We start from the raw sequence: 26,111 nt of genomic DNA, 5'->3' as shown, positions 1-26,111 counted from the left end.
GACCGGAGGTCCAGGGCGCTAGCCCTTGACGGCGCCCTGGGTGAGGCCTGAGACGATCTGGCGCTGGAATGCCAGCACCAGTACTACAACGGGGATGGTGACAATGATTGCAGCCGCCGAAATGGCGCCGGTTGGTTCTTCGAACTGGGAGGCCCCGGTGAAGAACGCCAGGGCAGCCGGCACGGGACGGGCCGCGTCGGTGGAGGTCAACGAAATGCCGTACACAAAGTCGTTCCAGGCGATGAAGAAGGCGATAATCGCCGTGGTGAATACGCCGGGGGCCGCCAGCGGAACGATGGCCTTCCGGAAAGCCTGCCAGGTGGTGGCTCCGTCCACCTGGGCGGCCTGCTCCAGCTCCCAGGGGATCTGCCGGAAGAACGCCGCCAGGGTCCAGATCGAGATCGGCAGCGTCAGCGACAGGTACGGAATGATGAGCCCGGCCCAGGTGTCGTACAGGCCGATGTTCCGCCAGAGGTTGAACAGCGGGGTGACGATGGAGATGACCGGGAAGATCGATACGCCCAGTGCCGTCGTCAGGACCAGCCGCTTGCCGGGGAAGTCCAGGCGGGCAATTCCGTAGGCGCACAGAGTCGCCAGGACGACGGCGATGAAGGTGGCAATCAAGGAGATGCCCACCGAGTTGCGCAGCGCCGAGAGGAACAGCGACTGCGCGTCGCCGACCAGGATCTGCTCATAGTTGGTGAATGACCAGGTGTTCGGCAGGAACGTGCCGGACGTCAGGTCGCTGGGAATCTTGAAGGACGTGGCTAAAATCGAGGCCACCGGGAACAGGGCGTAGACGATGACCAGGATCGAAATGATCGTCCAGATCACGCGGCGCCTTACGGGCGAGGCTTTCATTAGTTACCCCCTCGTGCACCGGTGAGGTCCACCTTGAACAGTTTGATGGCGATGAAGCAGATGATGATCACGCACAGGAACAGCAGGACCGAGACGGCCGACCCCATGCCTATCTCCAGGCGGGTAATCGATGTCCGGTAGGCCAGCAGTGAGAGTACCTCGGTGCCGTAGGCGCCGTTGGTCATGATGTAGACGTTGTCGAAAATACGGAAGGCGTCAAGGGCCCGGAACAGGACGGCCACCATGATGGCCGCCTTCATGTTGGGAATGATCACGCGCCGCATCCGCTGCCACCAGGTGGCGCCGTCGACCTCTGCCGCCTCGGTCAGCTCGCCGGGAACCTGTGCCAGTCCGGCCAGGAGCAGCAGCGAAATGAACGGTGTGGTCTTCCAGATCTCGGATGCCATGATCACGAACAGCGCGGTCCAGGTGTCGGCAAACCAGTTCAGGTCGGCGTTGATCCCCGGCACCCAGCCGAACCAGGAATTGATGTAGCCGGAGTTGATGTCGAAGGCGTAGAACCAGGCGAAGGCCGAGACCACCGTGATGATGCCGTAGGGGACCAGGATTGCGGTACGGAGCCACCCGCGGACGGCTTTGAGTGCACTGTTCATGACCAGGGCGAGGGCGAAGCCCAGAATCAGCTCCACCACCACGGTCACCACGGTGATGAGTGCGGTGACGCCGAGATCCCGCCAGAACAGGCCATCCGACAGGATCACGCCGTAGTTCCCCAAACCGATGAATTCCCTGTCCCCCGGGGCAGTCAGCCGGTAGCTGAACAGGGAGTCCCACAGGGCCAGCAGGATGGGATAGGCGGTGACCGCCAGCATGATGATGAAGGCCGGGCCGGCCAGGATGAACCCGAGCCGGCGCTCGGCCCGGGCGCGGTCGCTGAGCCGGGGCTTGGCTTCGACCCCGGTCCTCTTGGCGGCGGCACCGGGAACGACGGCTTCTACAGAGGTACTCACAGCAGTTTCTCCCCTCTCAGGACCTCAAGGATGAATTCCTGGCTGGATGCCGGAGTGGTCTCCGGGCTGACGTCGCTGGGCGGGGTCCACGTCTGCTGGATGCCAGTGGAGATTTCGTTGTAGTACGGCGTCTGCGGCCGGGGCTTGGAGAGCTCCAGCGACTCACGGATGGTCCCTGCCATGGGGAAGGTGGAGACGGCTTCGGGATCGTTGTAGGCATCGGTGTTCGACGGCGGGTTGCCGTTGGTTGCGAAGTAGTAGGCCTGGTTCTCCGGGCTGACGATGCACTCGATGGCCTGGTAGGCCAGGTCAATGTGCTCGCTCTTGGCCCCCACGCCCAGGTTGATGCCGCCCAGCGGGGGAGCGGTGTCGGTGTCAGCGTCGACCCGGGGGTACAGTGCCCAGCCGATGTCGTCGATCAGGGACTGGGGCAGGGTGCCGGCTTCGACGGCGGCGTTCGTGGCCGGCCAGACGAAGGGGTAGTTGACCATGAAGGATCCCTCGTCACCCTGGAACTGCACCATGGAGGTGTTCTCCGTCTGGGTGGGAAGCCCCGGGCCGCCGAGCCCTTCCTTGCCGATGGTGGACACGATCTCGGCCGCTGCCTTGCCGGCTTCGGTATCGATGCCGAGCTTGATCTCGTCAGCTGACGCATCGGGGTTTTCGACGATATGGCCGCCGGCGGATTCGATCAGGGCGTTGACCCAGACCGTCATGGACTCGGCGCGGGCGCCCTGGACGCCCAGGAACTTGTCCTGGCTCTCGGCGGCTTCCATCAGCTGGTCCCAGGTCACCGGCTGGGTCATGTCCAGGCCGGCGGCCTCGGCAACCGACTTCCGGTACCAGAGGATCTGGGTGTTGGCCCAGAACGGTACCGCGACGACCTTGTCCTTCCATTGCGCGCCGGCGAGGGCACCCTCCACCACGTTGGCGGTGGTGCGCTCGGCGACGTCATCGGGAACCGGTGCGAGGTATCCCGGTTCGGCGTATTCCGGGACGTTGGGCGGGTCCAGGCTCATGATGTCCATGGTCTTGTCGTTGGCTGCCAGCCGCCGTGCCAGCTGTTCACGCTGGGCCGCGGCGTCGGTGGGAAGCAGCGAGGTCTCGATGGTGTACGCGCCGCCGGATGCATCGCTGCACCGTGAGGCCAGTTCTGCCTGGCCGCCGTCGTCGGGGTTGATGTACCACGTCAGGGTTGGGGAGCCTTCACTGGAGCTGCAGCCGCTGAGCAAAGTTGCTCCGACGGCGAGGGTCAATCCTGCAGCTACCCGTATCCGGTTCCGCGGCCGGAACTTTTGTCTCACGTCCGTTGGCATCGGTACTGTGCCTCCAACTCGTCGTAGGCGCAGGACGATGGTCCCGCGGAAGACTGCAGTTACTCAGCAGCCTTTCGAATGACACTAAGCCTTTGGTGTGATTTCCGCCACCGTCGAATGGGGTAAAAAGGGACAAAACCTCAGGCCAGCAGGGCAGCGATGAGTACCAGGACCGGGAGCGAGAGGACCGTTGTCACCAGGACGGTGTCTTTGGCCACGAGCACCCCTTCCTCGTAGCGGGTGGCGGCCACGAAGACATTCTGGGCCGTGGGCAGGGCCGCGGTCACGACGACGGCGAACAACAGGTGCCCCTCCATCCCCAGGACAAACCGGGCCAGCAGGTACGCCAGGGCCGGTTGCAGCACCAGCTTGAAGGCAGAGGCGAGCACGACGTCGGCGCGCCTGCCGCCGTCGCGGCGCAGCGGACGGGAACCGACGAGGGAAATGCCGAACGCCAGCAGCATGGCCGGAACCGCGGCACCGCCGATCAGCGTCACCGGTTCCAGGATGATGACGGGCAGCTCCAGGCCGGTGGCGCCTAGGAACAGGCCGATCAGGGTCCCGATGATGATGGGATTGCGGACGGTCTGGGCCAGGAAGGACAACAGGGACGTGCGCCGTCCGCTGGTGGAGGTATCCAGCGCCATCAGGAACAGCGGGGTGAAAAAGGCCAGCTGGAAGATCAGCACCGGGGCAATGTAGGCGGCGTCGCCCAGCACGTAGACGGCAATTGGCAGGCCGAGGTTGGCGGCGTTGACCAGGGACGAGGACATGGCGGAGATCAGCGCCTCGGGCAGCGGGCGGCGCAACCACCAGCGGGTGCACAGCACGAAGACCACGGCCGTCAGCAGCGCGCTGGCCGCTGCCACCAGCAACGGCAGGGAGAAGACGGTGCCCAGGTCGGCATCGCTCAGGGTGACCAGCAGCAGGGCCGGCGACGCGACAAAAAAGGCGAGCCGGCTGAGGACCGTTTGGGCGTTGTCGCCCAGGACCCCCAGACGCCCGATCAGGTAGCCGGCCAGGATGATGATCCAGACAACCGTGAACCCGGTGAGTACCCCCAGCACCGGACGCTACGCCACGTCGGTGGCGGACAAGGCCCGGCGGACCCCGGGTGCGGGCAGTGTGGTGCAACAGTGTCGTGTGGTGCGCCAGTGTCTTGTGGTGCTGCAGTGTAGTGGGCTCATCGGGGCCCAGTATACGTGCGGGACGGGGAGGAATCCGCGCCGGCCGGCGGAACGTCCGCCACGGAAAAACCCCCGGAAACCACTGGTTTCCGGGGGTTTTGCGTGGAGCGGGCGACGGGAATCGAACCCGCGTATCAAGCTTGGGAAGCTAGCGCTCTACCATTGAGCTACGCCCGCAGCGCCGGAGCGAACCGGCACAGAAAACCACTTTACATGGAACCGGCCCGCTCCCGAATTCGCCTGTCACGATCCGTCAGTCCCGCCCTGCCGCACGCGTTGAACCAGGTCCAGCCACCTCCCCTGCAGGCAGTGCTCGGGCAGCGTGACCGTGGCAGGGCCCACCATGATTTCATAAACGAACCGGTCCGGTCCGCCGGGCTGTTCCTGCGGCGGATCCTGCAGCAGCGGCAGCCACTCCTGCTCCGCCTCCTCCGTACTGACCTGGGCGCTCCAGACCCGGGTCAGCCCGGCAAATCCGCCGGTGCGCACCACCACGATCTTCACGGCCGGATTCCCACGGCGCCCCAGGCATCGGTGACAGCGCTGTACTCCGGCGAAGCGGTTCCGTACCGCTTGTCCGCAGCGGCCAGTGTTGCGGCAGCGAAACCGGCGAAGGTGCAGTCCACCGGCAGGCTTTGTTCGGTGATGGTGTCGTACCAGATCTGCCCGGCCCGCTCCCAGGCGAAGCCACCGAGGGTCGTGGCGGCCAAATAGAAGGCATGGTTGGGAATCCCGGAGTTGATGTGGACTCCGCCGTTGTCTGCCTGGGTGGAGACGTAGCCGGCCATGGTGGCAGGCTGCGGATCACGGCCCAGCACGTCGTCGTCGTACGCCGTGCCCGGAGCCTTCAGGGAACGCAGCGCACTGCCCGAGACCTGGTCAGTGAACAGCCCGGCGCCCACCAGCCAGCTGGCCCGGGCCGCTTCCTGCCGCAGGAGCTTCTGTTCAACCAGCACGCCGAAGACGTCGGATACGGATTCGTTCAGCGCCCCGGCCTGCCCCTGGTACTCCAGGGCAGCGGTGTATTGGACGACGCCGTGGGCCAACTCGTGCCCGATCACCGTCACCGACTTGGTGAACCGTTCGAAGATCTCGCCGTCACCGTCACCGCAGACCATCCGCTCGCCGTTCCAGAACGCATTGTCGTACTCACGTCCGTAGTGGACGGTGGCGGCGAGCAGCCCGCCGGCGCCGTCCACCGCTACCCGGCCGTAGGCGTCCCGGAACAGGGCACCGGTGGCGCCGAGGCCGTCGTACGCTTCATCCACTGCCGCGTCCCCGGTCGCTGCCGCACCCTCGACGCGGGCCACCGTTCCGGGCAGCGTCTCCCTGCTGCCCGCGTCGGAAACCTCGCGGCGCAGGGAGGGAACGACGGCGGTGCCGGGCCGCGGCGGCGGGGACTGCCGGGCCTGCGACCGGGCCTGCGCCACGGGGTCAAGCTCCGCCAGTGCGTGCCGCGCGGCTTCCGCCGCCCGGCTGAAACCTTCGTCCTGGAGACCGGCGATGCGGGCCAGCAGGTAAGGGGGAACAATGGTGCAGATCATGGGGTCCTCCAGGGTCGCAGGTACCGGACCGGGGCCTGCGGTGACACTCCCCGGCTGCAGCTGTTGCCCCAGCCTAGAGGTCCCCGCCGACAGTGCAATACCGGGAGCAGCGCAATACAGCGAGCAGTGCAAGGCCGGATCCCGCGAAGATCCTGAGGAGGTTACTGCGCCTGCGGGTCCTCGTTGGCGGCGGTACCGCCGGCAGCTGCGGCATTGGCTGCGGCCTGGTCGTAGGCAGCCACGATGGCTGCCACCCCTTCAGGGCCAAGCTCAAGGCCCATGTCGCTGCCCGGGTTGATCGCCAGCCCGTAGCCCTGCGCAATGCTGCGCAGCGTCGCCTCGCCGCCGGCCTTGACCATCACCGGAGCGGTGTCGCGCAGCTGCTGCGGAACCCGGTCGGCAGTGGTGAAAGTGGCGGCAACCGCTGCGTCGCCCTCAGGGGATTTCAGGACCAGGGCCTGGAAGGACGCGGGGTCCTGCTCATCCAGCAGCCGGCCAACGCTCAACAGTTCCGATTCGCAGATCCGCGCCACCAGTTCCTGGCTGCTGATCCGGCCTTCCTTGCCGGCAACGATCGCTTCTTCCAGTGCCGCGGCGCCCTCGGGATCCTGGTACCGGGCCTGGCCCGGAAGGGCGGCGTCCTGGCCGGAACCGCTGTCCTGCGTGGAGTTACTGTCCGTGTTTTCAGCCATTGGAGGCTCTCCTTCAAATAGTGCGTGATGCGTATAACCCAGCCGCAAGTCTGGCACAGCGGCAGGGGGGTGTTTCAAGCCGAACGGCCCGCCGGAGCCGCTTCCGGCACGGTTGCAGGCGGGGCCGGGTTACCGTTGGAGCTGGCCGGAGACAACACGGAACTGAACACGGAGAGCCCGATGAGCGTCAGCAGGAACACCCGCAGCCTTGAGCCAGGCATTGAGCGGGACTTCACCGACAAGATGAGCTACGGGTCCTATCTGGCGCTGGATCAGCTGCTGGATTCCCAACACCCGGTCAGCAGCCCTGAGCACCACGATGAAATGCTGTTCATCATCCAGCACCAGACCTCCGAGCTCTGGCTGAAGCTGGTCCTGCATGAGCTGCGGGCAGTCCGTGCCAAACTGGCCGGCGACGACCTGCGTGCGGCGATGAAGGGCATTGCCCGCATCAAGCACATCCAGCGCTCGCTGACCGAGCAGTGGTCGGTGCTGGCCACCCTCACTCCGTCCGAATATGCGGAGTTCCGCGGGGACCTGGGTGCCTCGTCCGGCTTCCAGTCCTACCAGTACCGGGCAGTGGAATTCCTGCTTGGCAACAAGAACGCGGCAATGGTGAACGTCTTCGCCGCCGACCCGGCTGCGCAGGAACTGCTCACCGGCCTGCTGGGACAGACCAGCATCTATGACGAGTTCATCTTCTTCCTGCACCGCCGCGGCTACGACGTCCCTGCGGAGCTGCTCACCCGCGATGTCACCCAGGCCCATGTGGCCAATGAGGGACTCATGCGTGTTTACAAACACGTCTACGAGAATGCGGCCGGGAACTGGGACATCTACGAGGCGTGCGAGGAGCTGGTGGACCTGGAGGACAACTTCCAGCTCTGGCGCTTCCGGCACCTGAAGACGGTGGAGCGGACCATTGGATTCAAGCGGGGAACCGGGGGCTCCTCCGGCGCTTCCTTCCTGCAGCGGGCGCTGGAACTGACCTTCTTCCCTGAGCTGTACGCCGTCCGGACCGAAATCGGCCGCTGACCGGGCAGGCCGGGGGAGCGCGCGTCATGCGCTATTTTTAGAGGGTGCTGATTTCTGACCGCGACATCCGAACCGAAATTGCCGACAAGCGGATTGTCCTCGATCCCTACGAACCCGGAATGGTCCAGCCCTCCAGCGTGGACGTGCGCATTGACCGGTTCTTCCGGCTCTTCGACAACCACAAGTACGCGCATATCGACCCGTCACTGGACCAGCCGGACCTGACCCGCCTGGTTGAGGTGGACCCGGACGAGCCGTTCATCCTGCATCCGGGGGAGTTTGTGCTGGGCTCCACCTACGAGACCGTCACGCTGCCCGATGACATTGCCGCCCGGCTTGAGGGCAAGTCCTCGCTGGGCCGGCTCGGCCTGCTGACGCACTCCACCGCCGGTTTCATTGACCCGGGATTCTCCGGCCACGTCACCCTGGAGCTCTCCAACATGGCCACCCTGCCGATCAAGCTCTGGCCCGGGTCCAAGATCGGCCAGCTGTGCTTCTTCCGGCTCACCTCGCCGGCGGAATTCGCCTACGGCTCCGGCAAGTACGGCAACCGCTACCAGGGCCAGCGCGGACCGACGGCGTCGCGCAGCCACCTGAACTTCCACCGCACCACGGTCTAGGCCCAGGAAGTTCTATACCTCCGGAACGACTATGCCTCCGGAACGACGGCGCGCGGTGCCTTCTCGGGAGAGCGGACCGGCAGCAGCGCCAGCAGGCCGAGGAACAGTACCAGCAGGATGCCGATGATGCCGTAACGCTGGGCGCCGAAGATCCCGATGAATGCTGCGAACAGCGCCGGTGCCAGGAAGCTCACGGCACGTCCGGTCGTGGCGTAGAGCCCGAAGAGTTCCGCCTCGTCGCCCGCCGGGGCCAGCCGGGCCAGGAACGCCCGGGACGCCGACTGGGCAGGACCAACGAACAGGCACAGCAGCAGGCCGAACACCCAGAACGTGGTGTCACCGGACCATTGCATCCCCAGCAGGTCCACGTCGTCGGGGCCGAGGACGGCGATCACCCCGCCGGAGACCAGCAGCCCGACCAATGAGAAGACAATGACATTCTTGGGTCCGACCCTGTCGTCCAGGAAACCGCCGATGATGGCACCGACGGCAGCCACCACGTTGCCGAAGATGGCAAAGATGATCACCTCGGACAGCAACCAGCCGAAGGTCCCGGAGGCAATCACGCCGCCGAAGGTGAAGACTGCGGCCAGGCCGTCGCGGAACACCGCACTGGCAAGCAGGAACCAGATGGTGTGCGGGCTGGTCTTGAAAATGGCCTTGATGCGGCGGAACAGCAGCCCGTACGAGGCAATGAAGCCGATGCCTGCGGCGCGTTCCTGCCGCGGGACTTCGGGCACGGCGAACATCACCGGCAGCGCAAACACGGCGAGCCAGACGGCCGCGAAGACCGCAACGGCACGGATGTTCAGGCCGTTCTCCGAGGTGACGCCGAACCAGCCGACGTCGGGATTAATGAAGCCGACCAGCACCAGCGCCAACGCGGCAATTCCGCCGACGTACCCCATGCCCCAGCCGAACCCGCTGACCCGGCCTATCGTGGCCGGCGTCGAAATCTGGGACAGCATGGCGTTGTAGTTGACGCCGGCGAATTCACTGAACACGTTGCCCAGCGCGATCAGCCCGACGCCGAGCAGCAGGAACTCGGGGCTCGGGAACACGAAGAAGCACAGGGCAGTGACGATGCAGATCAGCGCCGTATTGACCCCGAGCCAGGTTTTGCGCCGGCCGCCCGCGTCGGAGCGCTGACCCACCACCGGAGCCAGCACCGCCACGACAAGACCGGCCAGCGCAATGCCGTACCCCAGGACGGAGGAGGCATGAGCTTCACCGCCGAAGCTTTCCGAGGTCAGGTAGACGGTGAAAACAAAGGTGGTCATCACGGCGTTGAACGCTGCCGATCCCCAGTCCCAGGAAGCCCAGGCAAGAATCACCCGTTTCCTCACGTGCGGCCGTGCTGTGCCCGGGCCGGAGGAAACCCGTGGGTGTTCTGTTTTTGAGACCATAGCGCGATGCTATCGGTGCCGGCGGCCCGTCCGGAGCACAAACCCGGTACCGGCATGTCCTGCCGGCGGCTGCCGGAAGGCGGGAGCGGCTTCATGCGAGGTACTCGATGCGGCTTAGTCCTATGCCATGGGTAGAATGGATCTACGCCCTCTGACCACCACCTTGATAACTACAGCCGTATCTGCGGCTGGAAGACAGTCAAAAAAGCTCGGGAGATCTAGTGCTATTTGTGCTCACCGTTTTGTTTACGGTGGCATTGGTGGCGCCCTTATTGTTCCGCAGGTTCGGCCGGTCGGCCTTCTACATCCTTGCCGCCGTTCCCGCCGCGGCCTTCATCTGGCTGCTGCTCACGTTCGACCGCTACACCGGCGCCGACCAGACACTGGCCTCGGGCGCTCCCAACGCCCCGCCGTCGGTCATTATCCCCTGGATCCCCGACCTCCAGGTGGAGCTCGCGTTCCGGATGGACACGCTGGCCGCGGTCCTGTCGATCCTGATCCTTGGCGTCGGCTCGCTGGTCCTCTTCTATTGCGCCCGCTATTTCCGTCCCGGCGATGCCCAGATGGGCGCCTTCGGCTCCCAGCTGCTGGCCTTTGCCGCGGCGATGTTCGGGCTGGTGACCGCAGATGACCTGATCCTGCTGTTCATCTTCTGGGAACTGACCACCATCCTGTCCTACCTGCTGATCGGTTATTCGGCGCACCGGCTCTCGGCCCGCCGCGCCGCCCTGCAGGCGCTCATCGTCACCACCTTCGGCGGGCTGGCGATGCTGGTGGGAATGATCATGCTGGGGGAGGCAGCGGGGACATTCCGCATTTCCGCCATCCTGGCGATGGCGCCGGACCTGGTCTCCCGCGGCACGATGGTCGATGTCGCGGTTGTGCTGATGCTGCTCGGCGCGGTTTCCAAGTCAGCGCTGCTGCCGTTCCACTTCTGGCTGCCGGCAGCCATGGCCGCACCCACACCGGTCAGCGCGTACCTGCATGCCGCAGCCATGGTCAAAGCCGGCATCTATCTCATCGCCCGGCTGGCCCCCGGCTTCTCCGACTCCACCTACTGGCACGCCGTCGTGCTGGTCCTGGGCCTGTCCACCATGCTGCTGGGCGGCTGGCGGGCCCTGCGCCAGTACGACCTGAAGCTGATCCTGGCCTACGGCACGGTGAGCCAGCTCGGCTTCCTGACCCTGGTCGTGGGACTGGGCAACCGGGAAGCGGCAGTGGCCGGGCTTGGCCTGCTGCTGGCCCACGGCTTCTTCAAGGCCACACTGTTCCTGGTGGTCGGCATCATCGACCACCAGTCCGGCACCCGCGACCTGCGCAAGCTCTCCGGCATCTACCGCCGGGCCCCGCTGCTCTGCGCCGTGGCCGTGATCGGCGCCGCCTCGATGGCCGGGATCCCGCCGCTGCTGGGCTTCGTGGCGAAGGAATCGGTCTACGAGACGTTCGTCCACTACGCCGAGCACGAGGGCACGGTTGCCGCAGCGGTCCTGCTGGCCGGCGTCGTCATCGGCTCCATCCTCACCCTGGCCTACAGTGCCCGGTTTGTCTGGGGCGGCTTCGCGGGCAAGACCGGCAGCGAGCCCACCGCCTTCAAGCCGGTTCCGGCGGCCTTCCTCACCGCCCCGGCCATCCTTGCTGTGGCCACTGTGCTCTTCGGCCTCTGGCCGGCGCCGCTGGATGCGGCGATCGTCTCCTATGCGGGCCTGTTCCCGGCCGACGGCGAGCCCACCCACCTGGCGCTGTGGCACGGCTTCACCACCGCGCTGCTGCTCACGGCTATCACCATCGCCGCCGGGCTGGCGCTGTTCTGGCAGCGGGTGCGGGTGGAACGCCTGCAGGCACGTTTCACCGCTCCGCTGGACGCCGAACGTTCCTACCGCGGCATTGTGGGCGTGCTCGACGACGTCGCCGTTTGGGTCACCGGGCGCACGCAGCGCGGTTCGCTGATGTTCTACCTGTTCGTCATCCTGACGGTGGCGGTGATAACCCCGCTGACCGCCCTGGTCGTGGTCGGCGCGCCCCTGCCCGAGCAGTTCCACTGGTTCGACTCGCCGCTGCAGGCAGTCATCGGGGTTGGCATCATCCTCGGCGCCGTGGCCGCGGCCCGGGCCAACAAGCGCTTCCTGGCCGTGCTGATGGTCAGCGTGACCGGCTACGGTATTGCCCTGATCTTCGCCCTGCAGGGAGCCCCGGACCTGGCGCTGACCCAGATGCTGGTGGAAACCATTGTGCTGGTCGCGTTTGTGCTTGCCCTGCGGTCGCTGCCGGCCCGGCTGTGGAAGCGGGAACCCTCCGGGCACCGCCTGCTGCGGGCGCTGCTGGGGATCGGCTTCGGTACCGCCATGGTGGTCATCGCCATGACGGCCATGGCCTCACGCGTTGCCGAACCCATTTCGCTGGCTTTCCCGAACCTGGCCTACGAGGTGGGCGGCGGTGCCAACATCGTCAACGTCACCCTCGTCGACATCCGGGCGTGGGACACCTTCGGCGAGATCTCGGTGCTGGCCATGGCCGCCACCGGTGTTGCCTCCCTGATCTTCGTGCGCGGCCGCGGCGACAAGCGGCGCCGCGCGGAGAACGTGGCCACCGGCTCCGTGGACCGCGGGCGCGAGTATTTCGCAGCCTCGGGCCGGCAGGAGGCCACGCTGGCGATGGCCCGCAAGTTCTCCAGCGTCAGCCGAGACGCGTGGCTGGTGGCCGGGCGCACCCTGGCCCCGGAACGGCGCTCCATCATCTTCGAGGTGGTCACCCGCCTGCTGTTCCACTCGGTGATCATGTTCTCGATCTACCTGTTGCTGGCCGGGCACAACCTGCCCGGCGGCGGGTTCGCCGGCGGGCTGATGGCAGGGCTCGCCCTGACCATCCGCTATCTCGCCGGCGGCCGCTTCGAACTGGCCGAGGCCAGCCCGGTCAGCGCCGGCCTGCTGCTCGGCGGCGGGCTGGGCCTGGCCGGACTGTCAGCAGCTGCACCGCTGGCCTTCGGCGGACAGATCCTGCAAAGCGCCATCATCAAGTTCACCTGGCCTGTCTTCGGCGAGATCAAGTTCGTCACCTCCACCATTTTCGACATCGGCGTGTACCTGGTGGTGGTGGGGCTGGTCCTGGATGTCCTGCGCAGCCTGGGCTCTGAAATCGACGAACGCAGCGAGGGTGGCTCCGCTCCCGAGGCGGAGCTGGTGGAACCCGAACCCGAAGTCCCCGCCACCGAAGAACGAGAAGAAGAAGAGGAGGAGGTGTCCCGATGAGCGTCAACATCACCTTCATGGTCATCATGGGCGCGTTATACGCCTGCGGCATCTACCTGCTCCTCGAGCGCAGCCTGACGCGCGTGGTGCTGGGACTGACCATGCTCACCAACGCCACGAACATCCTGCTGCTCTCCACCGGCGGCTTCCAGGGCCTGGCTCCGCTGTTCAACCCGGGCATCGCGGCGGAGGACTACAACGATCCGCTGCCGCAGGCCTTTATCCTGACGTCGATCGTGATTTCCTTCTCGGTGACCGCGTTCATGCTGGGCATCATCTACCGCTCCTGGGTGCTGAGCCGCCAGGACGAGGTCCAAGACGATATCGAAGACCGCCGCGTGGCAAGCCAGAGCAGCTTCGACGCGGAAGACGACGCCGACGTCCCCGAGGACACTACCGAATTCACACCGCCCGAAGAGGCTGAAGAGGCGCCGGGTTCCCTGCGTGCCACCGGTCAGAGCACCAGCCCGGAGGCCAAGGAATGAACACCATAAGTCTGGCCCCGCTGGCCGTGGTCCTGCCGTTCTTCGGCGCCGCCCTGGCCTTCATCCTGATCCGGCACACACGCGCCCAGCGTGTCATCAGCATCAGCATCCTGTCCGTGACGCTGATCCTCGAGGTGTTCCTGCTGTTCGCCGTCTGGGAGACCGGCGCGCAGGCCGTGAACCTGGGCGGCTGGCTGCCGCCGGTGGGCATCACCATGGTGGTGGACCAATTCTCGGCCCTGATGCTGGTGGTTTCCTCGGCCGTGAGCCTGGCGGTCCTCATCTACGCCGCAGGGCAGGGCATGACCGACGGCGACGAAGACGGGCCGATCTCGATCTTCCACCCGACCTACCTGATCCTGGTGGCAGGAGTGTCCAACGCCTTCCTCGCCGGGGACCTCTTCAACCTCTATGTCGGGTTCGAAATCCTGCTCACGGCCAGCTACGTGCTGATGACCCTCGGCGGAACCACCCCGCGCATCCGCGCCGGCGTCACCTACGTCGTCGTCAGCGTGGTCTCCTCGCTGCTGTTCCTGATCACCATTGCGATGATCTACGCAGCCACCGGCACGGTGAACATGGCTGACCTGGCCGTGAAACTGGCCGACCTGGACCAGGGCACCCAGCTGATGCTGCACCTGATGCTGCTGGTGGCCTTCGGGATCAAGGCTGCCGTTTTCCCACTGTCCTTCTGGCTCCCCGACTCCTACCCGACGGCGCCGGCTCCGGTCACCGCGGTGTTCGCCGGCCTGCTGACCAAGGTTGGCGTCTACGCCATGGTCCGCACCGAAACCCTGCTCTTCCCCGGCGACCGGATCAACACCCTGCTGATGGTGGTGGCGGGGCTGACCATGCTGGTGGGCATCCTCGGTGCGCTGGCACAGACCGACATCAAGCGAATGCTCTCCTTCACCCTGGTAAGCCACATCGGCTACATGGTCTTCGGGCTGGCGGTCGGCTCGGTGGTGGGCATCGGGTCAGCGGTGTTCTACGTGGTCCACCACATTACGGTCCAGACTTCCCTGTTCCTGGTCACCGGCCTGATTGAACGGCGGGGCGGGACCGCGAACATGGACCGCTTGGGCGGGCTGGCCAAACTCTCCCCGCTGCTTGGCGTCCTCTACTTCATCCCCGCGATCAACCTCGCGGGCATCCCGCCGTTCTCCGGCTTCCTCGGGAAACTCGGGCTCATGGAGGCCGGCGTGGACCTCGGGACACCGCTGGCTTTCGTCCTCGTGGGAGCCAGCGTGGTGACCAGCCTGCTGACCCTGCTGGTGATGGCCCGGGTCTGGAACCGCGCCTTCTGGCGGACCCCGGAAGACGCCGTGCATCCGGATCCGATCCTGCTGGCGACCGGCACCGACGGTTCCTCGCTGCGCCACTCCGGCGACGTCAACGAAAAGTCCACCGGCAAGTTCGCCGGCCGCGACGCCGTGGACCTGCTGCCGCGCACCATGGTGTACCCAACGGTGGGGCTCGTGGCCCTGGGTGTCTCGCTGACCGTCCTGGCCGGCCCGCTGTTCTCGCTGAGCGACAACGCGGCGCAGGACCTGGTGGACCGCACCCCGTACATTGAAGCAGTCCTCGGAGAGGGGGCAGGCCAATGACCCGCAAGGCACAAATGCGCAACCGGCCCCGCGTCCCGCTGCTCAAGGAAATCCCGCTGCTGATCTGGCTGGTGTTCCTCTGGGGCGCCCTTTGGCAGGACTTCAGCGCCGGCAACCTGATCTTCGGGGCCGTCATTGCCTTCATCGTGGCCAATATCTTCTACCTGCCCCCGGTGGAGCTCAGCGGCCGGTTCAATCCGCTCTACGCCCTGGGCTTCGCGGTCCGGTTCTTCTACAAGCTGGTCCAGGCCAGCTTCGAGGTGCTGTGGCTCTCGCTCGCCAAGGGGCCGAACATCAAGAACGCCGTAGTGGGGGTGAAGCTGCGCAGCCACTCGGACCTGCTGGTCACTGCCACCGGACACTCCCTTTCGCTGATTCCCGGCTCCCTGGTGGTTGAGGTGGACCGCTCCACTTCCACCCTGTACCTGCACTGCCTGAACGTCTCAACCCCGGAGCAGGCGGACCGGGTCCGCAAGGATGTCCGGGACACCGAGTCCTGGCTGATCCGGACCATCGGCACCCGCGAAGACCTCGAGGTGCTCAAGGCCGAGCAGGCCCTGGCCCGCCGGAAGCCGGCAGACGGTACCGGAACGACACCAGGGACAACGACACCAGGGCCCGGGAACACCGCAACCAGCCGCAAGGGAGGCTCCGCATGATGGATATCTTCGTGGTCATTGTGGCCGTCATGCTGGCCCTGGCAGCGGCCGGAGCCATCTTCCGCATCGCCCGCGGACCGTCCATCCTGGACCGGGTCCTGGCTGCCGACGTGCTGCTGACCATTGTGGGCGCGGCCCTGGCCACCGACATGATCGTGAACCGCAACCTGAACTACCTGGCGCTCCTGGTGTCTATTTCCCTCATCGGGTTCATCGGCTCCGTGACCGTTGCCCGCTTCGTTACGGACAGGAGGTAGCCCGTGAGCCAGGAACTGAATGACCTGATTGTTGGAATCCTGATGGTGGGCGGGGCCTTGATGTCCCTGGCCGCGGCGATCGGCCTGATCCGGTTCCCCGACCTGATGAGCCGTATGCATGCCGCGTCCAAGCCGCAGGTGCTGGGCCTGCTGCTGTTCCTGATGGCGATGGCGGTGCAGTTCGAAAGCTGGGCGCTGCTGCCGGTGCTGGCTGTGTGCTGGCTGTTCATGATCCTCACCGCGCCGGTGTCCGCCCACATGATCGGCCGGGCCGGCTACCGGACCAAGCACCTGCGCCCGGAGCTGCTCACCATCGACGAGCTGGACGACGTCGTCGGCCGGGCCCAGGAACTGCTGCGGCAGGCCAAGACCGGAACCACGGCCGCTGCCGTTAAAGAGGACCCGCTGGTGGATGATGATCCCGGCGCGCATCCCGCGGCAGGTTCGTTGGACGACGACGCCGTACCCGCGGCGCCCGCGGAAACCCCCGAGGCGCGACCCGGGGTTGTGTCCGGAGCCGAAGCCCAGACACATCAGGGCGCCCGCCACCCGGGACACAGTCCCGAGGGCTGAGCGCCCTGCGGTAAAACGAAGCTGCGGCGGCTAGACGACCTCGGGGGTCTTCTTGTAGCGCTCGATGGCGCGCTGCGTGCCGCGCGTGGTCAGCACCCGGATACCCTGGCTGACCGCACCGGAGACGACGGCGAAGATCACGGCGGTGCGCAGGCTGACGTCCAGGACGCCGTCGTTGTCCCGGGGCGGTTCGTTGCCCGTGACTCGCGTCCAGACGAAGTCCAGGACTTTTGCGGACAGCAGGCCGGCGCCGATGCTGACACCGGTAGCGAGCAGTTTGAGGATCAGGTTCATGGAGGCTCCTAGCGATTGGGCTTTTCCCCAACCCTACCGCCGGACCCTCCCAAAGGCGTGCCTTCGGTGTGTAGAGTGGGGAGCGCAAAACACACGACAGGGGAGCGCCGCTTCCCCGCGCTGGCTTCGGCCCGCAGCGGGAGGCATCCGGCGCTGAGAGTGCGGACATCCGCAGACCCTCGAACCTGATCCGGTTAGTACCGGCGCTAGGGAGTCGAGATCTCACGGGGCACCGTGGCACACCGCCACGGCCAGCCCCTCCCCTCCTGTACCTCAGGAGGATTTTTTCATGAAGCAGCACATTTCAAAGGCCCGGCCCACCTCCCTGCGCCGCCCGTGGCGGGTGGTGGACATTGTGGTCGCCTCAGTCCTGGCCGTGGCCGTCGGCGTTATCTTCTGGGCCTGGTCATTGGCCTACGGGGGAGTGGAAGCCCTGTTCCTGGCCTTCCCCCCGCTGGGCGGCCTCTACACCGGCGGCTGGCTGATCGCCGGCGTGCTCGGGGCGTTGATCATCCGCAAACCCGGCGCTGCCATTTACTGCGAGGTCCTCGCCTCGGCCGTCTCCGGCGTCCTGGGCACCCAGTTCGGCCTCTCCGTGCTGCTCTCCGGGTTCCTCCAGGGCCTGGGCGCCGAGCTGGTATTCCTGGCCTTCCTCTACCTCCGGTACACCCTGCCGGTGGCGCTGCTGGCCGGCCTGGTCTCGGGCCTTTTCCTCGGCGCCAGCGAGAGCATCCTCTACAAGCCGGAATGGGCCCTGCAGTGGCAGGCACTGTACACAGTGTTCGCCGCCGTTTCGGGTGCCGTCATAGCCGGCCTCGGCTCCTGGCTGGCCGCCCGGGCATTGGCGCGTACCGGTGTGCTGGCCCCTTTCGCCTCCGGGCGGGCAGCGGACGTGCGCTCCGATGCCCGGGCCTAGTACCGTCTCCGCTCCGGTAGCCGTCAGCGCCCGGGATTTCAGCTGGCGGCACGCCGGCCGGCGCAGTCCGGCGCTCTCCTCGCTGACCCTGGACATCGCGGCCGGCGAAAAGGTACTGCTGCTCGGTGCCTCCGGAGCGGGCAAATCCACGCTGCTGCACGCCCTGGCCGGAGTCCTCGGCGAAGGTTCCGGCCCCGATGCCGCCGGCGAGCAGCATGGCAGCCTGACCCTGGACGGGGTTGACCCGCTGCAGGCGCACGGCCGAGCCGGGCTGGTGCTGCAGGACCCCGATTCGCAACTGGTGCTCTCCCGGGTGGGGGACGAGGTGGCCTTCGGCGCGGAGAACCTCCGCGTTCCGCCGCAGGAGATCTGGGAACGGGTCCGGACGTCCCTGGACGACGTCGGCCTGGCGGTGCCGCTGCACCATTCCACTGCCGCACTTTCCGGCGGCCAGAAGCAGCGCCTGGCCCTGGCCTCGGTGCTGGCGATGCGCCCGGGCCTGCTGCTGCTTGATGAGCCCACGGCGAACCTTGACCCCGACGGCGTGACCGAGGTGCGGGCCGCCGTCGAACGCGTACTGGCCCGAACCGGCGCAACCCTGATTGTGGTGGAGCACCGGGTGGCCGTCTGGGCGGACGTGGTGGACCGCGTGGTGGTCCTCGCGGCCGGCGGCGGAATCCTGGCCGACGGGCCGCCCGGCCAGGTGCTTTCCGACCCCGGAACCCGCGCCCGGCTCGCCGCAGCCGGGGTGTGGCTGCCCGGAGCCGCCCCCGACGTGGCCGGGCCGGCCCCGGGTTCCCCCGGAGCGCCGTTGCTTGAAGCACTCGGCCTCAGCGCCGGGCGGCCCAAAGCACCTGCTGTGCTGCGCGGAGTGGATCTGGAGCTGCGCGCCGGAAGCGCGCTGGGCATCACCGGCCCCAACGGGGCCGGGAAATCGACGCTGGCCCTGACCCTGGGCGGACTGCTGAAACCCGCGGCCGGAACCCTGCAGGCGGCACCGGCGCTGGCCGGGCGCGCCGGCACCGCGCCGTGGCGCTGGAAGTCCACCGACCTGGTGACCCGGATCGGGACCGTCTTCCAGGAACCAGAGCACCAGTTCCTGGCCCCGACGGTGCACGACGAGCTGGCGTTCGGCCCGCGGCGCACCGGGCACCGGTCCGAAACGGACATCGCCGGCCTGGTCCAGGCCCTGGCCGAACGGCTGCGGCTTACCGCCCTGCTGGACGCCAACCCCTTCACGCTCTCCGGCGGGGAGAAGCGCCGCCTGTCGGTTGCCACCATGATCGCCACGGAACCGGACATCCTGCTCCTGGACGAACCCACCTTCGGGCAGGACGCCAATACCTGGGCCGAACTGGTGGGCCTGCTCCGCTCCCTGCTGGCCGAGGGCAAGGCGGTGGTCTCGGTGACTCATGACGCCGAATTCCTGGCCGCGCTGGGCGGAAACCTCCTGCGCGTGGAGCACGGCACCGCCCTGGCCGGAGCGGTGGCATGAGGGCAGGCGTGAGCACTGGCATGAACGGCGCGGCGGACCTGCGCAATCCTTCCGCCCGGCCGGCGGGAACCCTGCTGGAACGCGCCAATCCACTGTCGAAGGTGGCTGCGGCGCTGGCCCTGACCGTGGCCGTGCTCCTGACCGTGGACTGGGTCAGCTCAGCCGTTGTGCTGGCCGGAGAGCTGGTGCTGCTGCCGCTGTTGAGGATCTCCCCGCTGGCCCTGTTCAAACGTGTCTGGCCCCTGGTCATCGCGGCGCTGATCGGAGCCTGGGGCACGGCATTGCTGGCGGAAAAGACCGGCAGCGTGCTGCTGGACGCCGGCCCGCTGCTGTTCACCACAGACTCGGTGGGAGCCGGAATAGCGATTGGGCTGCGCGGGCTGGCAATCGCCCTGCCCGGGATCTATCTGCTGCTGTCCACCGATCCCACCGACCTCGCGGATGCCCTCGCGCAGAAGCTGCGCCTGCCCCAGCGGTTTGTCCTCGGGGCCCTGGCTGCCATGCGCCTGGTGGGCCTGCTGGTGTCCGAGTGGCAAAGCCTGGGCATGGCCCGGCGGGCACGAGGTGTCGGTGCCGACGCCGGGGCCCTGGCCCGGGTGCGGTCCTTCGGCGGCCAGGCTGTGGTGCTGCTGGTCCAGGCCGTCCGGCGGGCCACCCGGCTGGCAGCGGCAATGGAGGCCCGGGGCTTCGGCAACGGCGCCCGGACCTGGGCGCGGACCTCGGTTTTCACCGCACTCGATGCCTGGATCACCCTCTACGGGGTGGTGCTGGCCGCCGCCGCACTGGCAGCTGCGGCAGCGGCCGGCACCTTCAACTTCATCCTGACCTGACCGGCTGCACCGACCTGACCGGCTGCACTGACCTGACCGGCTGCACAGATCTGACCGCTTAGAGGGCCTCGTGCAGCAGCGCCGTAAGCTCCTCGGTCAGCGCGGGGGAGGAGCTGATCGGAGTGCCGTCGATCGAGGTGACCGGCGCAAGGAGGCGGATGCTGGAAACCAGCCACACGGCGTCGGCCTCCATCAGGTGCACGGGCTCCAGCGGCCCGTAACCGAGCGCCCAGCCCGCGGCTTCGGCGGCGTCGAACAGGGCGCGCTGCGTGGTGCCGGGCAGGATCCCGCTTTCCAGCTCGGGAGTCAGCAGGGTCTTCACGCCGTCCTCCTCGACCGCCAGGATCACCGTGGACGTGGGGCCCTCCAGGACTTTGCCGTCGGAGGAGGTGAAGATCGCGTCGTCGGCGCCGTTGGCCTTGGCATAACGCAGGGCCGCCATATTGACGGCGTAGGAGAGGGTCTTGGCGCCTAGCAGCAGCCACGGCGCCCGCTCGGCCAGCGTGCTGTCGTAGCCCCGGTCAAGGAGCACGACGGCGAGGCCCTGGCTGGAGCGTTCCCGCGCCCCGGCCGGAACGGGGGAGACCGAAACCCAGGCGGTGGGGGCATCGGAGCCTTCCGCGCCGCGGGTCAGCAGCAGTTTCACCACGGCCTCGCCCGTCCCTGCACGGAGCAGGTGCTCGGACAGTGCCGTGGCGACGGCGCGCTCCCAGGCCCCGCGGTCCGGGGAGTCGAGCTCGAGGGTGTGCGCGGAGGCCGCCAAACGGTCCAGATGCGCGCCCATTTTGCGCGGCTGCCCGCCCACGGCCAGCATCGATTCGAAAACGCCGTCGCCGCGGGTCGCCCCGAGGTCCGTCGCGAGGAGGGCAGGGGCGGCGGCATCTGCAATGCGGCCTTCGGGGTGGCGGGGGTCCAGGAATACCAGAACAGTCATATGCCCAGCCTAGTTTGCCCTCCGGGCAGACTAGGCTATTGAGGGGGACAAGCCGGCTGATAGGAGCATCGTGTGTGGGTGGCATTAACGGGATCGGCGCTGCCCTTCTGGATCGGCACGGCCCTGACAGTGCTCGACTACGTGATCCGGATCGTGGCCCTGGGAATTGTTCCGGGCAACCGGCGCCCCACCACGGCCATGGCCTGGCTGCTGGGCATCTTCTTCCTGCCGGTGCCGGGGATCATGCTGTTCCTGCTCTTCGGCAACTTCCGGTTCTCCGGACGCCGGGCCAGGCGGCAGGCCGAAATCAACCGGGCGGTGCGCGAAAACACCCGGGAGCTGGAGGCCGAGGGCAGCTCGTATTCCGGCCCGGAATGGGTTGTCTCAGCCACTGAGCTGAACCGCCGGCTGGGCTCGTTCCCCAGCCTGGACGGAAACAAGGTGCAGCTGCAGCGGGACTACGAGGAGTCCATCCGCGAAATGACCGAGGTTGTCAGGGGCGCCCGGCATTACGTGCACGTCGAGTTCTACATCATGAGCTACGACGGCGTGACCCATGACTTTTTCGAGGCGCTCAAGGACGCCGCCGCCCGCGGAGTCCGGGTGCGCCTGCTCTTCGACCACATCGGCACCCTGCGCGTGAAGGGCTACCGCCGGCTGCTGCGGGAGCTGCGCAGCAGCGAGATCCAGTGGCGCCGCATGCTGCCGATCCTGCCGTTGCGCGGCCAATGGCGCCGGCCGGACCTGCGCAACCACCGCAAAATCCTGGTGGTCGATGGAAACGTGGCCTTCACCGGGTCGCAGAACCTGGTGGAGCCCTCCTACCGGAAGCCGCGCAACCGGACAATGGGCCGCAAATGGGTGGAGCTCATGGCCCGGGTCGAAGGACCGGTCGTGGATGAAATCAACGTGGTGTTCGCCACGGACTGGAATGCCGAGACCGACGAAAATCTGGAACGGGAACTGAGCCTGTACGAGTGGCACAACCATCCGGGCGACGTGACCTGCCAAGTGGTGCCCAGCGGGCCGGGTTTCACCACGGAGAACAACCTGCGCCTGTTCACCTCCCTGATCTACTCGGCGTCGGAGCGGATTTCCATCACCAGCCCGTACTTCGTGCCGGACGATTCGCTGCTCTATGCCATTACGACGGCGGCCCAGCGCGGCGTTGAGGTGGAGCTCTTTGTCTCCGAGAAGGGCGACCAGTTCCTGGTACACCATGCCCAGCGGTCCTATTACGAGGCGCTGCTCGAGGCGGGCATCCGGATCTACCTGTATCCCAAACCGCTGGTGCTGCATGCCAAGCATTTCACCATCGACAACGAGGTGGCGGTGCTCGGCTCCTCGAACATGGATATGCGCTCCTTCTCCCTGAACCTGGAAGTGTCCATGATGATGTTCGACGGCAGTATCGTGGCCGACATGCGGCGGCTCGAAGACACCTACCGGGCGATGTCACGGGAGCTGCTGCTCGCGGACTGGGTGGGCCGGCCGGTGGCGCAGCGCTACATCGACAACGTCTGCCGTCTCACCGCCACCCTGCAGTAGCCAGTTAGTCACTCCTGCGGGAACGTGGCGCCCAGCGCGCTGAGCACGCCGCAGGCCTTCGCCCGTACTTCCTCCCACTCCTGCCCGGGGTCCGAGCCGGCAGTGACGGCTCCGCCCACGCCCAGGACCAGTTCCCCGTCCCGGATTTCCAGGGTGCGGATCACCACGGAAAGATCTGCGGCTCCCGTCAGCGAGAACCAGCCGGCGACGCCGGAGTAGGGGCCGCGCGCTGCGCCCTCCAACGTCTCGAGGATCGCCATGGTGCTGATCTTGGGGGCACCGGTCATCGAGCCGGGCGGGAAAGCCGCGGCGATGGCCTCAGCCCGGGAGGCAGAGGGAGCCAGCTGCGCGTCGACCGTGCTGACCAGCTGGTGCACGGTGGCGTAGCTTTCCACCACGCACAGCCGGGGGACGGTCACGGAGCCCGGGACCGCCGACCGGGACAGGTCGTTGCGCAACAGGTCCACGATCATGACGTTTTCCGCACGGTCTTTCACCGAGGAGGTCAGTTCCGCTTCGAGCGCGCGGTCCTCCACCGGGCCTGCTCCGCGCGGACGGGTCCCCTTGATGGGTTCGGCCCGCATCCGGCCGGCATCGTCCAGAGCCAGGAACCGCTCCGGGGAGGTTCCGGCCAGGCTGTAACCATCAAAGCGGAGCAGGGAGGCGAACGGTGCCGGGCTGCGCCGGCGCAGGGCGCGGTACAGCGCGAGGACCCCGGGACGATCCAAGGGTGCCGGCAGCCGGGCGGTGAGGGAGGTGGTCAGGCAGACTTCATACGAGTTCCCGTCCGCGATTTCCCGCTGCGCGGCCCGGACCTTGGCCAGATAGGATTCCCGGTTGTCCCGGACGGTGAACTGCGGGACGGGCAGCGCGTGCCCAGGCTCCTGGCCAGGTCCGGCGTCCGTATCGGCGGTCTGCGCCGCGGAGAGCACCCGCGCCGCGGCCGCCACGGAGGCAACCCAGCCGCCGTCGGCTTCCGCCAGCGTGAGCGCGTACAGGCACCGGCGATGGTGGTCCAGCACCACGGCCCGGCCCGCGAAGATCAACGCAGCGTCAGGTGCGGCGCCGGGTGCGGGTCCGATGTCGGATCCGCCGGTCTCGCGCTTGAGCTCATATCCGAGGAAGCCCAGCCAGCCCAGGGCGAAGCCACACGGATAATCTCCGGGGACTAAGGCGCGGGAGGCGCCCCATTCCCCGTCCAGCCAGGAGAAGAACGGCCCGGGCCGCGACGCCGTGACCGGCCCCGACACCACGGTGGTCATCCCCGAGCGGTGCTCGGCGTACCTGCCGCGCACCCCGCCGTCGTCGGCCATGATGCTGAACCGGCTGCGCTCGGCGATGTGGGCGGCACCGGCGGAGGAAGCAGGGAAGGCCGCGGGGGCGGCAGGGGTGGCAGTGGCGGCAGGGGCAGCGGCGCTGGAACTGTCCAGCCAGACGGCACGCGGCGCATCCGCGTACAGTGCGGCAAAGAGCTCTGCCGGATCCGCCCAGGCATCGATCCGCTCCACCTTCACCGTGTGCGTGCCGGGACCGGCGCCCGGCCACAACGGCTGCAGCCGGGGCAGCTGCAGGTCGGCCAGGGCGCGCAGGACATAACCGGCGGCAGCCCCCGGGGTTCCGTACCGGTGCTGCCGGTTCACGGTCAGGTCGGCGCGGGATGCCGCGGGGTCCGCCTGTGCCCAGGCCCGTTCCTGTGCGGCCCAGCGCTCCCAATGCGGGGCGTAGGTCTCGCCGTCGCGCTCCAGCGCCTGCTCGCGGCGCAGCTGCTCCGGAGCCTGCACCCACACTGCAACGTCGAGCAGGTGCCGCACCCCGGCATGGGAAGCGCCCACGCCCTCCAGGATGACGATCTCCGCCGGCTCGGTGCTGCGGGCCTCCCCGGGGCGGCCCGCCTCCCAGTCCCAGGCCTGCCAGGTAGCCCGGCGGCCGGCGGCCAGCGGTTCGGCAATATGGCTGCGGTAGTACGCGATGCCGGCGGCCAACCCGTCCCAGCCGGGATAAATGTCCTCCAGGTGAAACAGCGAGACCCGGTGGTGGGCGCGCAGTGCTGCCGCCAGCTCAATGGCGAGGGTGGTTTTTCCGGCGCCCGAAAAGCCGTCGACGGCGATGAGCACGGGCAGTGCGGAAGTGGCGGCTGCGGTCCGGGCAGCGGCAGCGGTTGCGGCTGCGGAGGGGAGGTTCATTTAGCGGGCGGTGCCCGAGGGTGAATCCAAGGCCGCAGCTACGTATTGCACCACCCCGGGCACCGCGGCGGAAATCAGGGCGTAGGAGGAATCGAAGTCGCTCATGTCTCCGTACCAGGGATCGTCGATCCCCAGCTGTTCCTGCGGCACGCCGGCCGCGGCCGGATCGAAGCTGCGGATCAGGCGGACCTTGTCCCGGTCAGCCTCAGTGGGCGCCCGGTCCTGCAGCTCCTGCAGGTGCCCATTGTCCAAGGCCAGAATCAGGTCGAGGCGGGCAAACTCTTCCGCCTCAAAGGCGCGGGCGTGGAATGCCTCGACGCTGGCCGCGGGAAAACCGTGGTTGAGCAGTTCGCTCTTGGCACGGTTGTCCATGGGGCGGCCGGCTTCCCAGGCGGTAACGCCGGCGGAAGTCACCTCGACGGCGGTCCCCAGGCCCGCATTCTCGAAGGCGCGGACCAGGCAGAACTCGGCCATGGGTGAGCGGCAGATGTTGCCGGTGCAGACGGCACTGATGCGGTACATCTCCCCAGCCTATCGACTGGCGGGCCGGGACGGCCGGTGCTGCGGCCGGGTGCGCGGCTTGCCGGTGGCCTAGGCCCAGGCAAGCACCTCGCCCGAGGGCATCAGGAACCAGCCATCCGGGGCCTGTGCCCAGCGCCGCCAGCCGCCGGCTATCCGTTCCAATCCGGCCTGGTCGGTCAGCTCACGTTCCAGCGCCTGCCCGGCGAAGGCCGAGTGCAGCACCCGGTCCGCCCAGCCGCCGCCGAACCAGTCCCGGCGCTCCGGCGTGGCATAGAGCCAGCTCGACGCGGAGGGCTCAAACTCGGTGAAACCGGCCTCAAGGATCCATGCCGTGAGCCGCCGTCCGGCGTCGGGTTCTGCGGCATTGCCGCGGGCGATGAGCTGGTAGGTATCCATCCACTCGGTAAGTTCGGGGAGCTCCGGATACCAACTCATGCCGTGGAAATCGGCGTCGCGCACCGCCACGATCCCGCCGGGCCGCGTGACCCGGCGCATTTCACGCAGGGCTGCCACCGGGTCGGCCAGATGCTGCAGCACCTGGTGCGCGTGCACGACGTCGAACGTTCCGTCGGGATAGTCGAGGTCATACACGTTGCCTGCCGCGAATTCGATGTTCGTCAGGCCCCGGGCCGCGGCGGTCCGGCGTGCCTGGGCCACCACGTCCTCCGACGGGTCCACTCCGGTCACCATGCCGGGGTCCACGAGGTTCGCGAAGTCAGCCGTGATGCTGCCCGGCCCGCAGCCCACGTCCAGCACGTTCATGCCGGACTCGAGGTAGGGCAGCAGATAGGCCGCGGAATCGGCGGCTGTCCGGGTGGCATGGGCGGCCACCACGCTTTCGTGGTGGCCGTGCGAATACTGTTCGGGGCACATAGGGGGAGGATACGCGGCAGTGGTTCCCGGCGCCCGGAGTTTTCGCCGTGTGTCGGTT

The 26,111-nt window shown here is 67.4% G+C and carries 24 protein-coding genes, 1 tRNA gene, 1 pseudogene and 1 riboswitch; of the genes and pseudogenes, 12 read left to right on the top strand and 14 right to left on the bottom strand.

What is annotated here, in order from left to right:
• Positions 1-18: 18 nt before the first annotated feature.
• From KKR91_RS15185 to KKR91_RS15150, 8 genes are all read right to left on the bottom strand, one after another.
• Entirely contained in the window at positions 19-861 is an 843-nt protein-coding gene (locus KKR91_RS15185; protein ID WP_210227572.1) for a carbohydrate ABC transporter permease, read from the bottom strand.
• Positions 861-1,832: a carbohydrate ABC transporter permease gene (locus tag KKR91_RS15180; protein ID WP_237687403.1), complete on the bottom strand. Its 972-nt coding sequence runs from the start codon at positions 1,830-1,832 to the stop codon at positions 861-863. Before KKR91_RS15180 ends, KKR91_RS15185 begins: the two co-directional genes overlap by 1 nt.
• On the bottom strand, positions 1,829-3,148 hold the full coding sequence (locus tag KKR91_RS15175) for an extracellular solute-binding protein (protein WP_210227574.1): 1,320 nt from the start codon (positions 3,146-3,148) through the stop codon (positions 1,829-1,831). Before KKR91_RS15175 ends, KKR91_RS15180 begins: the two co-directional genes overlap by 4 nt.
• A gap of 140 nt (positions 3,149-3,288) precedes the next feature.
• A complete protein-coding gene (locus KKR91_RS15170) occupies positions 3,289-4,215 on the bottom strand; it encodes an AEC family transporter (RefSeq protein WP_210227576.1) in 927 nt (308 codons plus the stop codon).
• 223 nt (positions 4,216-4,438) lie between these two features.
• Positions 4,439-4,512 (bottom strand) — tRNA-Gly (locus KKR91_RS15165).
• Between the two features lie 66 nt (positions 4,513-4,578).
• Entirely contained in the window at positions 4,579-4,839 is a 261-nt protein-coding gene (locus KKR91_RS15160; protein WP_210227577.1) for a protealysin inhibitor emfourin, read from the bottom strand.
• Positions 4,836-5,879 carry a M4 family metallopeptidase gene (locus tag KKR91_RS15155; protein ID WP_210227578.1) on the bottom strand — a complete coding sequence of 348 codons (1,044 nt, stop codon included), beginning with the start codon at positions 5,877-5,879 and terminating at the stop codon, positions 4,836-4,838. The genes KKR91_RS15160 and KKR91_RS15155 overlap by 4 nt, the downstream gene beginning before the upstream one ends.
• Before the next feature lie 161 nt (positions 5,880-6,040).
• Complete coding sequence (locus KKR91_RS15150; RefSeq protein WP_210227579.1) at positions 6,041-6,571, bottom strand: SseB family protein; 531 nt, start codon at positions 6,569-6,571, stop codon at positions 6,041-6,043.
• Between the two features lie 180 nt (positions 6,572-6,751).
• On the opposite strand from KKR91_RS15150, the gene KKR91_RS15145 reads away from it, so the two are divergent.
• Positions 6,752-7,606 (top strand): tryptophan 2,3-dioxygenase, encoded by an 855-nt coding sequence (locus KKR91_RS15145; RefSeq protein ID WP_210227580.1) that lies wholly within the window; start codon positions 6,752-6,754, stop codon positions 7,604-7,606.
• Positions 7,607-7,650: 44 nt separating this feature from the next.
• Positions 7,651-8,226 carry a dCTP deaminase gene (dcd, locus tag KKR91_RS15140; protein ID WP_210227582.1) on the top strand — a complete coding sequence of 192 codons (576 nt, stop codon included), beginning with the start codon at positions 7,651-7,653 and terminating at the stop codon, positions 8,224-8,226.
• Between the two features lie 29 nt (positions 8,227-8,255).
• On the opposite strand, the gene KKR91_RS15135 is transcribed toward dcd, so the two are convergent.
• Positions 8,256-9,632: an MFS transporter gene (locus tag KKR91_RS15135; protein WP_210227583.1), complete on the bottom strand. Its 1,377-nt coding sequence runs from the start codon at positions 9,630-9,632 to the stop codon at positions 8,256-8,258.
• A gap of 221 nt (positions 9,633-9,853) precedes the next feature.
• On the opposite strand from KKR91_RS15135, the gene KKR91_RS15130 reads away from it, so the two are divergent.
• From KKR91_RS15130 to mnhG, 6 genes and pseudogenes are all read left to right on the top strand, one after another.
• Entirely contained in the window at positions 9,854-12,877 is a 3,024-nt protein-coding gene (locus KKR91_RS15130) for a Na+/H+ antiporter subunit A (protein WP_210227584.1), read from the top strand.
• On the top strand, positions 12,874-13,362 hold the full coding sequence (locus KKR91_RS15125) for a Na(+)/H(+) antiporter subunit C (protein WP_210227585.1): 489 nt from the start codon (positions 12,874-12,876) through the stop codon (positions 13,360-13,362). Before KKR91_RS15130 ends, KKR91_RS15125 begins: the two co-directional genes overlap by 4 nt.
• Positions 13,359-14,969, top strand: coding sequence for a Na+/H+ antiporter subunit D (locus KKR91_RS15120; protein ID WP_210227586.1), 1,611 nt, complete (start codon positions 13,359-13,361; stop codon positions 14,967-14,969). The genes KKR91_RS15125 and KKR91_RS15120 overlap by 4 nt, the downstream gene beginning before the upstream one ends.
• Positions 14,966-15,628 carry a Na+/H+ antiporter subunit E gene (locus KKR91_RS15115; protein WP_337925342.1) on the top strand — a complete coding sequence of 221 codons (663 nt, stop codon included), beginning with the start codon at positions 14,966-14,968 and terminating at the stop codon, positions 15,626-15,628. Before KKR91_RS15120 ends, KKR91_RS15115 begins: the two co-directional genes overlap by 4 nt.
• On the top strand, positions 15,625-15,885 hold the full coding sequence (locus KKR91_RS15110) for an MrpF/PhaF family protein (RefSeq protein ID WP_210227587.1): 261 nt from the start codon (positions 15,625-15,627) through the stop codon (positions 15,883-15,885). Before KKR91_RS15115 ends, KKR91_RS15110 begins: the two co-directional genes overlap by 4 nt.
• A 15-nt stretch (positions 15,886-15,900) precedes the next feature.
• Positions 15,901-16,230, top strand: a pseudogene (gene mnhG / locus KKR91_RS17065) (monovalent cation/H(+) antiporter subunit G); the annotation flags it as partial.
• 258 nt (positions 16,231-16,488) lie between these two features.
• Here mnhG and KKR91_RS15100 read toward each other — a convergent pair.
• On the bottom strand, positions 16,489-16,752 hold the full coding sequence (locus KKR91_RS15100) for a DUF4235 domain-containing protein (protein WP_210227591.1): 264 nt from the start codon (positions 16,750-16,752) through the stop codon (positions 16,489-16,491).
• Between the two features lie 88 nt (positions 16,753-16,840).
• A riboswitch (TPP riboswitch) is annotated at positions 16,841-16,982 on the top strand.
• Positions 16,983-17,041: 59 nt separating this feature from the next.
• Here KKR91_RS15100 and KKR91_RS15095 point away from each other — a divergent pair.
• From KKR91_RS15095 to KKR91_RS15085, 3 genes are read left to right on the top strand one after another with little or no spacing between them, the layout of a single operon-like run.
• Positions 17,042-17,668, top strand: coding sequence for an ECF transporter S component (locus KKR91_RS15095; RefSeq protein ID WP_210227593.1), 627 nt, complete (start codon positions 17,042-17,044; stop codon positions 17,666-17,668).
• Complete coding sequence (locus KKR91_RS15090; RefSeq protein ID WP_210227594.1) at positions 17,655-19,163, top strand: ABC transporter ATP-binding protein; 1,509 nt, start codon at positions 17,655-17,657, stop codon at positions 19,161-19,163. The genes KKR91_RS15095 and KKR91_RS15090 overlap by 14 nt, the downstream gene beginning before the upstream one ends.
• Positions 19,164-19,171: 8 nt before the next feature.
• On the top strand, positions 19,172-19,993 hold the full coding sequence (locus KKR91_RS15085; RefSeq protein ID WP_420481404.1) for an energy-coupling factor transporter transmembrane component T family protein: 822 nt from the start codon (positions 19,172-19,174) through the stop codon (positions 19,991-19,993).
• Positions 19,994-20,051: 58 nt separating this feature from the next.
• Here the strand turns inward: KKR91_RS15085 and KKR91_RS15080 are convergent, their stop codons facing one another.
• A complete protein-coding gene (locus tag KKR91_RS15080; RefSeq protein ID WP_210227596.1) occupies positions 20,052-20,927 on the bottom strand; it encodes an aminodeoxychorismate lyase in 876 nt (291 codons plus the stop codon).
• Positions 20,928-20,999: 72 nt separating this feature from the next.
• On the opposite strand from KKR91_RS15080, the gene cls reads away from it, so the two are divergent.
• The gene (cls, locus tag KKR91_RS15075; RefSeq protein WP_210227597.1) at positions 21,000-22,475 is read left to right on the top strand and encodes a cardiolipin synthase; all 1,476 of its coding nucleotides are present in this window, start codon (positions 21,000-21,002) and stop codon (positions 22,473-22,475) included.
• An 8-nt stretch (positions 22,476-22,483) separates the two neighbouring features.
• Here cls and pabB read toward each other — a convergent pair whose 3' ends face one another.
• The 3 genes from pabB to KKR91_RS15060 all read right to left on the bottom strand — a co-directional run bounded on the left by pabB (position 22,484) and on the right by KKR91_RS15060 (position 26,053).
• Positions 22,484-24,658, bottom strand: a complete 2,175-nt coding sequence (gene pabB / locus KKR91_RS15070) for an aminodeoxychorismate synthase component I (RefSeq protein WP_210227598.1) — start codon at positions 24,656-24,658, stop codon at positions 22,484-22,486.
• Positions 24,659-25,180, bottom strand: coding sequence for a low molecular weight protein-tyrosine-phosphatase (locus tag KKR91_RS15065; protein WP_210227600.1), 522 nt, complete (start codon positions 25,178-25,180; stop codon positions 24,659-24,661). It lies immediately after the preceding gene.
• 69 nt (positions 25,181-25,249) lie between these two features.
• A complete protein-coding gene (locus tag KKR91_RS15060; RefSeq protein WP_210227602.1) occupies positions 25,250-26,053 on the bottom strand; it encodes a methyltransferase domain-containing protein in 804 nt (267 codons plus the stop codon).
• Between the last annotated feature and the right edge of the window lie 58 nt (positions 26,054-26,111).

The sequence above is a fragment of the Arthrobacter jiangjiafuii genome, from assembly GCF_018622995.1.
GTDB classification, from domain to species: Bacteria; Actinomycetota; Actinomycetes; order Actinomycetales; family Micrococcaceae; genus Arthrobacter_B; species Arthrobacter_B jiangjiafuii.
Note: the sequence above shows the minus strand (reverse complement) of the source record. Positions and strands in the feature narration are given on the sequence as shown.